At 37.4% G+C, this 11,997-nt stretch carries 14 protein-coding genes; 5 read left to right on the forward strand and 9 right to left on the reverse strand.

The window, feature by feature from the left end:
* Window positions 1-31: 31 nt before the first annotated feature.
* Window positions 32-820, reverse strand: coding sequence for a DUF4240 domain-containing protein (locus NST66_RS11565; RefSeq protein ID WP_047750885.1), 789 nt, complete (start codon window positions 818-820; stop codon window positions 32-34).
* A 295-nt stretch (window positions 821-1,115) separates the two neighbouring features.
* Here NST66_RS11565 and NST66_RS11570 point away from each other — a divergent pair, with 295 nt between their 5' ends.
* A complete protein-coding gene (locus NST66_RS11570; RefSeq protein WP_028413194.1) occupies window positions 1,116-1,544 on the forward strand; it encodes a GNAT family N-acetyltransferase in 429 nt (142 codons plus the stop codon).
* Window positions 1,545-1,611: 67 nt separating this feature from the next.
* On the opposite strand, the gene ilvD is transcribed toward NST66_RS11570, so the two are convergent.
* Complete coding sequence (gene ilvD, locus NST66_RS11575) at window positions 1,612-3,288, reverse strand: dihydroxy-acid dehydratase (RefSeq protein WP_013057207.1); 1,677 nt, start codon at window positions 3,286-3,288, stop codon at window positions 1,612-1,614.
* 225 nt (window positions 3,289-3,513) lie between these two features.
* On the opposite strand from ilvD, the gene NST66_RS11580 reads away from it, so the two are divergent.
* Complete coding sequence (locus NST66_RS11580) at window positions 3,514-4,458, forward strand: alpha/beta hydrolase (protein ID WP_028413193.1); 945 nt, start codon at window positions 3,514-3,516, stop codon at window positions 4,456-4,458.
* Between the two features lie 18 nt (window positions 4,459-4,476).
* On the opposite strand, the gene NST66_RS11585 is transcribed toward NST66_RS11580, so the two are convergent.
* From NST66_RS11585 to NST66_RS11615, 7 genes are all read right to left on the reverse strand, one after another.
* A complete protein-coding gene (locus NST66_RS11585) occupies window positions 4,477-5,403 on the reverse strand; it encodes a manganese-dependent inorganic pyrophosphatase (protein ID WP_014459925.1) in 927 nt (308 codons plus the stop codon).
* 255 nt (window positions 5,404-5,658) lie between these two features.
* Entirely contained in the window at window positions 5,659-6,117 is a 459-nt protein-coding gene (locus tag NST66_RS11590) for a hypothetical protein (protein WP_340843375.1), read from the reverse strand.
* A 104-nt stretch (window positions 6,118-6,221) separates the two neighbouring features.
* On the reverse strand, window positions 6,222-6,503 hold the full coding sequence (locus NST66_RS11595) for a hypothetical protein (protein WP_028413191.1): 282 nt from the start codon (window positions 6,501-6,503) through the stop codon (window positions 6,222-6,224).
* Window positions 6,504-6,640: 137 nt separating this feature from the next.
* Entirely contained in the window at window positions 6,641-6,868 is a 228-nt protein-coding gene (locus tag NST66_RS11600; RefSeq protein ID WP_155008086.1) for a hypothetical protein, read from the reverse strand.
* 224 nt (window positions 6,869-7,092) lie between these two features.
* Window positions 7,093-8,166, reverse strand: coding sequence for a branched-chain amino acid aminotransferase (locus tag NST66_RS11605; RefSeq protein WP_028413189.1), 1,074 nt, complete (start codon window positions 8,164-8,166; stop codon window positions 7,093-7,095).
* A gap of 219 nt (window positions 8,167-8,385) precedes the next feature.
* Window positions 8,386-8,871, reverse strand: coding sequence for a hypothetical protein (locus NST66_RS11610; protein WP_028413188.1), 486 nt, complete (start codon window positions 8,869-8,871; stop codon window positions 8,386-8,388).
* 20 nt (window positions 8,872-8,891) lie between these two features.
* The gene (locus tag NST66_RS11615) at window positions 8,892-9,479 is read right to left on the reverse strand and encodes a lysophospholipid acyltransferase family protein (protein ID WP_098626572.1); all 588 of its coding nucleotides are present in this window, start codon (window positions 9,477-9,479) and stop codon (window positions 8,892-8,894) included.
* Window positions 9,480-9,750: 271 nt separating this feature from the next.
* Here NST66_RS11615 and NST66_RS11620 point away from each other — a divergent pair, with 271 nt between their 5' ends.
* From NST66_RS11620 to uraH, 3 genes are read left to right on the forward strand one after another with little or no spacing between them, the layout of a single operon-like run.
* Window positions 9,751-11,073 (forward strand): nucleobase:cation symporter-2 family protein, encoded by a 1,323-nt coding sequence (locus NST66_RS11620; protein ID WP_154991276.1) that lies wholly within the window; start codon window positions 9,751-9,753, stop codon window positions 11,071-11,073.
* Window positions 11,074-11,085: 12 nt separating this feature from the next.
* A complete protein-coding gene (gene uraD / locus NST66_RS11625) occupies window positions 11,086-11,613 on the forward strand; it encodes a 2-oxo-4-hydroxy-4-carboxy-5-ureidoimidazoline decarboxylase (RefSeq protein ID WP_028413185.1) in 528 nt (175 codons plus the stop codon).
* Window positions 11,610-11,966 carry a hydroxyisourate hydrolase gene (uraH, locus tag NST66_RS11630; protein WP_033579098.1) on the forward strand — a complete coding sequence of 119 codons (357 nt, stop codon included), beginning with the start codon at window positions 11,610-11,612 and terminating at the stop codon, window positions 11,964-11,966. The genes uraD and uraH overlap by 4 nt, the downstream gene beginning before the upstream one ends.
* Window positions 11,967-11,997 lie beyond the last annotated feature (31 nt).

Below are 11,997 nucleotides of genomic sequence, written 5' to 3' on the forward strand. Positions count from 1 at the left end.
AAATCTGTTTAAAGGTTTTCATCTCCTCTTTTTAATATTCGAGATGATTGTTCCAATAGCGGCTCCAAAGCACAGGGAATCGCATCTGTAAACCATCCTCATCATCTTCATCCCAATCAAGATCCAAATCTTGCTCATCGTACCACACTGGATCAAACTGGTCATATTTATCATAATAATAGTCGTTATCTAAACCTGTCTTTTCTTCGTAAGCTTCACACGCTACAGAAAGTAATTCTTCTAATTGAGGAGCATAGCCTTCTGCTTCTAATGGTTTAAGTACAGAAATCATCGTCTCAGGAGATTCAATCGCTTTATAATATATGTCTTTTCCCTGATATAAAAGCCACGCTCTAAAATAATCAAAACAATCATCTGAACAACCGCCCATTACAATATAAGCTGCTGCCCACAATGAAGAAGTATAGGATTGATCAAAATGCTGATTTAGTAGCTGATCAAAGCGAAAAATGTCCTTTTCAGAACGCTTCGCTAGCGTGGAGCGGAGCCATTCCATTTGCTCATCGACATCTAATTTTGTCTTCGCCTTTTTTATCAATTCCCAAAAGAGAGACTCTGACATCGTGCTGTCTTTCATTACTTGCATCGAACAAGTTAAAGGCTTATATCCTTTCTTCAATTTTGCACGAATCAGCTTTTCAGCTTCTGCTTCACAAGCTTCTGCGGAAGCAAACTCTTTCACTTGCATGCGACCGGCTGTATCAACTTTTCCAAAGTGAATGATTAACTTGCTGTCTCTTCTTTCAACTTTCCAAAATTTATTCGATTGCTCATCTTTATACACTAAGGTTATTTGCATGATACATTCCCCTTTTTCATCCCACTACTATTGTGAATAGTTCTCTTTTTACAATTTATGTAGATTCACAGCGCTTCATAATCCATTTTCTTTGCTTTTTTAACATGTTTCAGTTGATCTTACTATTGCTGAGGTCGTTTAAACAGTGAGTAATGACCACAAATTTGTGTAAAATGTTCATTGGTTGCTTTTTGTTGCATTTACAACATTTTATTTTTCCTTTATACTCTTTTTATATCACGTATTTTTATTATACAAAAAAGAAGCCTAAATTCGTAGAAAAGGAAGGATTTTAATGAAAATTAAGCATGTTACAACAAAAGAGCAGCTTGAAGAAGTATTCCATATACGTAAAACAGTGTTTGTTGAAGAACAAGGAGTGCCGTTAGAAGACGAATTTGATGAACATGAGGAAACGGCAAAACATATGTTAATTTATTATAACAACGAACCAGCTGCTTCTGGCAGATTCCGCATAGTAGACGATTACGCCAAAATAGAGCGAATATGCGTATTAAAGGAATTTAGAAAATATGGGCTCGGAAAAGAAGTGGTGACCAGCTTAGAAGAAGCAGCGAAAAAAGAAGGCTTAACTCAATCTAAGCTTCACGGTCAAGTTCAAGCTGAACCTTTTTATCATAAATTAGGGTATAAGACTGCTTCTGATGTCTTTATGGAAGACGGTATTCCACACGTTATTATGAAAAAAGAGTTTACGTGTTAAAAAGGCTTCTTTGCACAGTTGCTTTAGTAAAGAAAAAGGCTCTCCGTAGAGAGCCTTTTTTGTGCTATTAGATTTTCATAATTCCGCCTGTGCTAGCAGAAGTTACAAGTTTAGAATATCTTGCAAGATAGCCTTTTTTCACTTTAGGCTCAAAGCCTTTCCAGTTTGCTTTTCGTTCTTCCCAAACATCTGGAGAAACTTGAACATTCATCGAACGATCTTCAATGTCAATCACGATGTGGTCGCCATCTTCCACAAATGCTAGCGGGCCGCCTTCAGCAGCTTCTGGAGATGCGTGGCCAATTGATAATCCACGTGAAGCGCCAGAAAAGCGTCCGTCTGTTAATAGCGCTACTTTTGCACCTAGTCCCATTCCCATAATTTGAGAAGTTGGAGCTAACATTTCAGGCATTCCCGGTCCGCCTTTTGGTCCTTCATAACGAATGACTACGACATGTCCTTCTTTTACTTTTCCGTTAGCAATACCGTGCAGCGCCTCGTCTTGAGACTCAAATACAATTGCTGGTCCTTCGTGGCGAGTAATGCCGTCTTGAACACCGCCTGTTTTAATGATCGCGCCGTCTGGAGCTAGGTTACCAAACAATACAGCAAGTCCGCCTTTTTCAGTGAACGGCTTATCGATTGGATGGATAACGTTATAGTCTTTTACATCGCATCCTGCAATGTTCTCGCCTAGCGTTTTTCCAGTAACTGTCATCGTATCTAAGTGAAGAGCCCCTTCTTTTTTAGATAGCTCGTTTAAAGCGGCCGATACGCCTCCTGCTTCATGTAAGTCTTCAATAAATACATCAGAAGCCGGAGCCAGTTTTGCCAAGTGAGGCACGCGTTCTGCTACTTCATTAATACGCTCTAATGGGTACTCAATTTCAGCTTCATTCGCAAGAGCTAGCGTATGAAGAACTGTATTTGTAGAACCACCTAACGCCATGTCCAAAGCAAACGCGTTGTCGATTGCTTTTTCTGTTACGATATCACGTGGTTTTAAATCTAATTTAATTAATTCCATAAGCTGTTTAGCTGATTTCTTAACGAATTCTCTACGTTCAGGAGCAACTGCTAAGATTGTACCGTTTCCAGGTAAAGCAAGTCCTAACGCTTCAGCTAAGCAGTTCATTGAGTTCGCTGTAAACATTCCTGAACAAGATCCGCATGTCGGACAGCCGAATTGTTCTAATTCAAGTAATCCTTTATCATCAAGTTTACCAGCTTGATGAGCTCCTACGCCTTCAAATACTGAAGAAAGAGAAATCTTACGACCGTCGCTCGTTACGCCAGCCTTCATTGGTCCGCCGCTAACAAAAACTGTCGGAATATTCAGACGCAATGAAGCCATTAACATCCCAGGTGTGATTTTATCACAGTTTGGAATACATACCATTCCATCAAACCAGTGAGCAGATACTACCGTTTCAACTGAGTCAGCAATGATTTCACGACTTGGTAATGAATAACGCATACCGATATGTCCCATCGCAATACCGTCATCTACACCGATAGTGTTCATTTCAAAAGGTACGCCACCAGCTTCGCGAATCGCATCTTTTACGATTTTACCAAACTCTTGTAAGTGAACATGACCTGGTACAATATCAATATATGAATTGACAACCGCAATAAACGGTTTGCCGAAATCCTCTTCTTTTACACCAGCTGCACGCAGTAGGCTGCGGTGCGGTGCTCTGTCGAATCCTTTTTTGATCATGTTACTTCTTAATTCTGCCACAATAATTCCCTCCGTATTCATCTAACCTATTAAAAACTAAATCTTTTTAAATTGTTTAATAATTTTTAATATAAATACTAATTTAACAAATCACACAAAGGTTTGTAAAGGTTTATGACAAAATAATCATTTTTTATTTTAAAATAGTAAAATCACCTGCATAAATTAGTATAATATATACATATATCCCTTATTTTACAGGAAAACAGAAGGTGGATGCTGAGCATGAAACAATCCTTTTATTACAGAGGTCATCAAGAAAAAGAAATATTTGCACAAAAATGGAATGTTGAAAACCATTCTGCAAAAGGCGTTGTCCAAATAGCCCATGGGATGGCCGAACATATTGGACGCTACGAGTACTTTGCTAATGTATTAACGCAACATGGATATATCGTATATGGGAATGATCACCGAGGTCACGGTCAAACAGCTTTAAAAGATGAAGACAAGCGTTTTTTTGCTGAAGAAAATGGTTTTGATACAGTAGTCTACGACATGATTGCTCTGACTAAGCACATTTCGACGGAACACTCCGACCTACCGATCTTTCTTTTCGGTCACAGCATGGGGTCTTTTCTAACGAGAAGATATATTCAATTGGATACAGAGCACATTCATGGTGTGATACTCTCAGGTACTGGCAGCATTCCTTCCCTTTCACTGCAGGGCGGTATATTAGCTGCGCAAATAGAGATAAAGAGAAAAGGGTTACGATCTCCTAGCCCTTTGCTTGATAAACTCTCTTTTGGACAATACAATAAATCATTTCATCCTGCTCGGACACCTTTTGATTGGTTAAGTCAAGATAATGAAGCTGTAGATTTATATGTAAATGACCCTTATTGCGGTGGGGTTTTCACAGCGGGGTTTTTCTATGACTTACTAACAGGAATCAAACAAATCTCTAACTTAGCTAATATAAAGCTAGTTCCATCAAGCCTGCCTATTTATTTGGTATCTGGAGAACATGATCCAGTAGGCAGCTATACAAAAGGCGTAGTCAAAGTATATAACGACTTTAAAAAGGCAGGATTACAGGATGTAAGTTACCGTTTTTTTAAAGAGTGCCGTCATGAGTTGCTGAATGAATTAAATAAAGATGAAGTGATAGAAGATATACTAAATTGGCTTAACGTGCAAATAGACAAAAAAACGGTTCGTGTGTAGACACGAACCGTTTTTTTATTAAGCAAATACAGATGTTAATACAGGTACTACTTGTTTTTTACGTGATACAACGCCTTCTAAGACAGCTGTATTGTTTTCAAGCGTTACGTTGTATGCTTCTTCTACTTTTGAAGCAGCAGAACCTAATGCTAATGCAGTAGAGTTGCTGTTTAAAATATCTGTAACAACTAAAAGGAATAATTGTAATCCTTTTTCTTCGATTGTTTTAGTAATCGCTTCTTCCAATTCAACTTTGCGCACTAAAACGTCGTTTACGTCAATTGCATTCACTTGTGCAATTTCAACTTTGCTTGTGCCCATGCTGAATTCTTTAGCATCTAATGAAATTAATTGTGAAGCTGTTTTATCACCTAAGTCAGCTCCAGCTTTTAGCATTGCTAATCCGTACTCTTCTGCATCTACGCCTGCAATTTCCGCTAATTCTTTAGCAGCTGCAACGTCTTGGTCTGTGCAAGTTGGTGATTTGAATAATAAAGAATCAGAAATGATAGCTGATAGCATAAGACCTGCGATGTTAGGTTCGATTTCTACGCCGTTTTCTTTATACATCTTGTTTAAGATCGTTGCCGTACATCCAACTGGCTCTGCACGATAGTATAAAGGATCTGCTGTTTCGAAGTTAGCAATACGGTGATGATCAATTACTTCAAGCACACGAACTTGATCAATATCGTTTGCACTTTGCTGGCGTTCGTTGTGGTCCACTAAAATAACTTCATTTGTTTCTTTAGATACTTCATCAACGAAACGTGGTAGTTCAGCGTTGAACTTTTCAAGAGCGAATTGCGTTTCACCGTTAATATCGCCTAATCGAATTGGTTCAGCGTCTACACCTAATTTATTCTTTAAATCAGCGTATGCAATTGCAGAACAGATTGTATCTGTGTCAGGATTTTTATGTCCAAAAATTAACGTCTTTGCCATCTTAAATCTCTCTCCTTCTTACGTATGTAAATAGCATTCTTGCGTAAAGTTAGTTAATTCGTTCACGCAACATTGCCATTTTAACATAAACTTTTACATTATTTTAATTTTTTTGCGAAAAATGATGTTCATCCGCAGATATTTTGCCATTTTGTATCTTTTTCACAGTAAAAACACCTCTATTTCCGATATAAATAGAGGGTTTTATACGTTCATTATATAAAAGTTAACGATAAAACACAACCTGTCTCTCTATCACTTGATAGATAACTTAAACGCAGTATCTTGCCACTTTTGATAAAGAAAAAGTAGAACAGCAATAACCATCATTAGTACAAATAATAAAAAATGATTCATTCCCTTCAGTGTATAAATGTCTAGTTTTTCAAAGATAGGACTCATGACAAATGCCTGAAATAAATCGAACGCTGCATTGATAATCATAAACATCCAAAAGTCAGGATAGGTAAAATAAAAAATAAAAAGCGTTCCTATTATAAATATGCCAAAAGGAAAAGGCGTCATATTAACAAAGAAAAAAAGAGTTTCATTGACTTCCCACCAGTTAAAGCGATCTGCAATTTGAAAAACCACGGTTAACAATACCACTCCGAATAGCAATACAGCCATATACCGCTTTACTCGCTCTTTATCAACTGCAAAAAGCAATAGCCAAGGACCGATAAAAAGCACCCACATTACGATTTGCGCCATGAGCTTTCCACCTTTCACTTTCAAAAAGAGAATATATATTATTCTGTCCTTATTTATGTAAAATAACCAAGAAAAGCACCCTTGTTAAAGGATGCTTTTCTTGGTTATCGTCGCAGTGTAAAGTTGAAATGTTCATTTACTATAGCTCCTAGCTCTTCAAGAAACTGCTGAGCAGTCATTTCCTCTACGCTTTGGGTATACCAAGCAAGCTGAGATTTTTTATGAACATTGTTGTAATATACATCTCTTGACCAATATGTTTTTGATCGGTATGTATAATTAAAGTGAATGAATAGTTCACTCCCGTCTGGACACTGCAACAACACGCGGTAATGTGGATTACGACGATTTTTATCTAAACTCATTTCTTTAATCTGCGCTAACATTATTCACCTCTAAAGCCATTACTTAATCATTTAAAGGTAAATGCCACACCACGCTATATCCTAGCTCTGCCATCAACTAGAAAATCATATATTTTCTAAAATTCTACACGATATAGGACAAAAGAGGAAGAGATAATTTATTGGTGGACGTGTAAAGTTTCATATAAATCTTTTAGCTGCTCAGGGTATTGAGACCTTACGTAATAACCTGTAGGACGGTGCTCGATTAAATGAGAAGCAAACAAATAGCCGATGAGCACGTGCATTTGTTCATCTGAGGCTTCTTGGTTTAATTCCCATTCGAGTCGTTCAGCTAAGTGTGAAGCCAGCTGTTTAATTTTTTCATCATGTGATAAAAAAAGCATTTTGTTCTCCCCCTTATAACGAATAAGTAATGCTGTGAATTTCAATAAAGACAACGTATTGCTTTTATAAGGATAATTATATTTTATTTTACAATAAAAGTATATAAATAGTTCTAAATATTCAAAATATAATTTGTTTCTTTTGAACTACTCGACAATCAACAAAAAAAGAAGCGGGAGCTGTCCCGCTTCTTTTACGTAAAAAGATATTCGATTACCGAAATTTATTCTACTTCCACTGCCCAGCCGAATGGATCTTCCACTGTACCATTTTGAATACCTGTTAGAGTGTCATACAGTTTTTGTGATACTTCTCCTGTGTTTCCACCGTTGATGACCATTTTCTCGTTATTCCAAAATAGCTCGCCAATCGGAGAAATAACTGCAGCTGTACCTGTTCCAAATGCCTCTTCTAGTTTGCCTTCCGAATAAGCTTGCTTAATTTCTTCCATAGAAATACGGCGCTCAGTTACAGGCATATCCCAGTGTTTTAGCAGCTCAATGATGGATTTACGCGTAATTCCTTCTAAAATGCTTCCGTTCACAGATGGCGTTACTACTTCTCCATCAATTTTGAAGAAAATATTCATGCTTCCTACTTCTTCAATGTACTTGCGTTCAACTCCGTCTAACCACAGTACTTGTGAATAGCCTTTTGAGTCAGAAAGCTGCTGAGCTTTTAAGCTTGAAGCATAGTTTCCGCCTGTTTTAGCAGTCCCTGTCCCTCCGGCTACAGCACGAACAAATTCGCTTTCAACCGCAATTTTTACAGGAGCAATTCCTTCTTTATAATATGAGCCAACTGGAGATAGAATAATGATAAATTGGTAGCGGTCAGATGGCGCTACTCCTAAGTAAGGCTCTGTCGCGATGACAAATGGACGAATGTATAGTGATGTACCTTCAGCAGTAGGAATCCATTCGCGGTCAATTTTAATCAGCTGTTTTAACGCTTCTAATGCTAAGTCTTCGTCAACATGAGGAATACAAAGACGATCGTTTGATTTATTTAAACGTTTGAAATTCTCATCTGGTCTAAATAATAATACTTGCTCTTTTTTTGTTACATATGCTTTTAGTCCTTCAAAAACAGACTGCCCGTAATGAAAGATCATAGATGCCGGATCTAATGTGATAGGTTGATAAGGTACAATACGAGCATCGTGCCAGCCTTGGCCTTCTGTATAATCCATAATGAACATATGGTCCGTGAAGATTTTCCCGAATTGCAATTGATCAGATTGCGGCTTTTCTTTTTTTGTTTGACTTAGTGTCACATCGATTGAATAAGTTGTCATAGTTGTTTCTCCTTGCTCTTTATATTTACGGGTTTTTCGCTTAAACCTCTATATAAGTTACATTGTACAACTTTAGGGAAGCGTGTCACAATAGTTAGAGACGAAAAATTCTAAAAATTTTATAAAAATTATAAAGAAATAGCACCTAATCGAATTAAGTGCTGAATTGAAAAGGTTTTCTTTCTAAAAAAACTATTTCTACATTTTATTTACAACCATTTATAAACCAATTTTCACTCGAAGCTTTTCATCTTGTATTGAAAATTGTTTGATTTTTCCTACTGGAATGACTTTCACTTTATCAATTTCATTGAGGTTGATATGAATTTGTTTTTCTTCATACGTAGTAACAGGCGGCTTATGAAAAATTCGATAGTTGATCCAATTTTGATTAAGAGGTTTCATTTCATGGATTTTGAATACAAGCGTACGTTCTTTTGCTTCAAGAGGTTCTAGCACAATAGAAAATGGAATTCTCACCAGAAATTTTTTAATAATTCCATTCACGTGAATATAGGAGTCTTGAAATGAAATAGAAAATTGCTGAATTTGATCTTGCTTTGTCATTTGCTTTTGAAAAATCCGCATGAGCATAGAAGCGGATATAGGAACGGTTACACCGCTTTCAGCCATCTTTTCTTTCATTTTTGCCTGCACATCATCACTAATCACATCGTTTAGCTTTCTCTGTACCCAATCCTTCATGATGCACCTCCGCTATGAAGTTATGTTTCTGTTTCCTCTAACGCACGAATCGAAGCTGTTAAGTGATTTGACACGTCGGCGAGCCGATCTTTTGTCAGCTTTCCTTCAGCAAGGTAGATGGGCTTCCCAAGGGAAATGACAACGGGCTCCTTTGAAAATAGCTCTTTTACATTTGCGGGTCCTTTGTAAACTGCGGGTACAATAGGAACCTTTGCCATGCTTGCTATAGTGACTGCTCCTCTTTTTAAGGGAACGTCTTCCTCTGTTCGCGTGCCGCTAGGGAAAATCCCGACGATATGTCCTTCTTTTGCTAATTTAATAGGTGTTTTAATGCTGCTGGGTCCCGGGTTGTTACGATCTACTGGGAATGCGTTAAGTTTTTTTAATACATTACTAGTGAGTATATGATTAAAAAGCTCCTTTTTTGCCATAAAATGAATTTGGTGAGGCAAAATAGCCGCACCAAGCGCTACAACGTCTACCCATCCCTTATGCGAACAAGCGATCACAAAGCCTGTATCCGCTGGCAGATACTCTCTGTTCCTTACCTGAAACTTCCCTCTTCTTTTTAATAAAAATTTACATGTGTGAGCCGCAATATTATACATAAGTGTTTCCTCTTCTCTCTATTAGTTGAAAATATATACAAAAATTATATCACTTGATATTAAGAGTTGGTACTAAAAAAAGGAATGTAACATCTTTTTACACGGTAGCTTACCTACTTCTCTATATATTGTAAAAAAGGAGATATTGAAACCTCTGTTTTTGGTCAACTTGACTAATGACATCCCTTAAAAAACATTTTACTATTAATGTATCATTCTAAATGTAATATTTATTAACATTACATGTGATATAATTAAAGGAGGTTTTTAGGTGAATAACCAAAATCGACCGTTTCGACTAGCTTCATTGGGATTACAGCACGTACTCGCTATGTATGCGGGTGCCATTCTCGTTCCGCTGATGGTAGGACGCGCATTAAATTTAAATGCACATGACTTAGCCTATCTCGTAGCCATTGATTTACTGACCTGCGGACTAGCTACGCTGCTGCAGGCTTGGACGAACAAGTGGTTTGGGATTGGTCTTCCTGTTGTACTTGGAAGTTCATTTGTAGCGGTGACTCCTATGATTGCGATTGGAACTCAATATGGAATTAGCGCTGTTTACGGAGCGATTATTGCCGGTGGTATTTTCATCGTACTGGCAGCAAGTTTTTTAGGCAAAATTATTAAATTTTTTCCTCCAGTTGTCACAGGAACGGTTGTGACGATGATTGGTTTATCACTTGTACCATCCGCTGTCCGAAATATGGCAGGAGGAGTAGGAAGTAAAGATTTTGGTTCTCTTTCTAATCTTCTTTTATCTTTTGGTGTTCTAGCGCTTATTTTAATTTTAAATCGATTTTTCAGCGGTTTCCTTCGTTCTCTTTCTGTGTTGATTGGAATTATAGCCGGAACAATAGCCGCTGTATTAATGGGAAAAGTTAATTTCACTAACTTTAATGAAGCTTCTTGGCTGCACATTCCCACTCCTTTTTATTTTGGGATGCCCACTTTTGAAATTGGACCGATTTTAACGATGATTCTCGTATGCTTGGTCATTATTATTGAGTCTACAGGCGTATTTTTAGCGTTAGGAAAACTGTGTGATCGGGAATTAACTGAAAAAGATTTTACAAAAGGCTATCGTGCCGAAGGAATCGCCATTGTTCTTGGAGGGCTATTTAATGCTTTTCCTTACAATACATTCGCTCAGAATGTAGGACTGGTTCAATTATCGAAAGTAAAAACAAAAAATGTAGTGGTAGTAGCCGGCTTTATTCTCGTATTATTGGGACTTGTTCCTAAAATAGCTGCTTTTACAACCATTATTCCTACTCCTGTTTTAGGAGGAGCAATGGTCGTGTTGTTTGGTTTAGTTATTTCATCAGGCATCAAAATGCTAAGCGCTGTTGATTTGGCTAAACAAGAAAATTTGCTGATTATTGCGTGCTCTCTTTCACTGGGTCTTGGTGTAACGGTGGTACCCGATTTATTCGCCCAGCTCCCAAATGCTTTGCGTGTGATTGTAAGTGATGGAGTTATTACTGGAAGTTTAGCTGCCATTTTATTAAATCTCTTTTTTAACGCATCGGTTGAACGAAAAGTACCTTCTGTCTCTTTAGAGAAAACAGATTATTCAGAAGTAAAGTAAAGGTGGTTTAGTATGAATAATGTATCTGTGCAGTATGTAAATCAGCTTAGCAAGCAGCATTTTGTCTCATTAGTTGGCGATATATTTGAACATTCACCTTGGGTTGCAGAAGAAGCTTATTCTAAGCGCCCTTTCTCTTCCGTTGAACAACTTCACGGAAAGATGAAAGAAATTGTAGCGCAAGCATCTGTAGAAAAACAGCTTAAGTTGCTGAAAGCTCATCCAAATCTAGGTGAAAATATCGCTATGACATCTGCTTCTACTGAAGAACAAACAAAAGCAGGCTTACAAAACTTAACACAAAATGAGTATGAACAGTTTTCTTCTCTTAATGGAATGTATATGGAAAAGTTTCCTTTCCCTTTTATTTTGGCAGTACGAGGTAAACAAAAAGAAGATATTTACGAGGCAATGCAAAGTCGCTTACAGAATACCAAACAAACGGAGTTTGCTACAGCGTTAGAAGAAGTATATAAAATTGCTTTCTTTCGTTTAACTGATAAAATTACTGAAGATAAGGAGACAAAGAAACGAGCATGACTAAAATTACAACGCATATTTTAGACCTCACTCACGGATGTCCGGCTGCTTTTGTCAAAGTTGATTTCTATCACATCCAGTCAGAAAGTAAACGAATAAAGCTTTCTCATGGTACTACAAATGAAGACGGAAGATTAGCAAACCCGCTCTTCTCTTCTGAAGCGTTTGAATCAGGAGATTATGAACTTTTGTTCCATATTGGGGAATACTATAAAAAACAAGAAGTCCAAACAACAAATCCCCCCTTTTTAAATCAAGTTTCTGTTCGAGTCGGATTGTCTTCTGAACAAGAACATTATCACATCCCTTTGCTTGTATCACCGTGGGGATACCAAATTTATAGAGGAAGTTAAAAAAGAAACGGCGTCTTTAAACGTCGTTTCT

It is taken from the genome of Priestia sp. FSL W8-0524 (assembly GCF_038005965.1).
GTDB lineage: Bacteria > Bacillota > Bacilli > Bacillales > Bacillaceae_H > Priestia > Priestia zanthoxyli.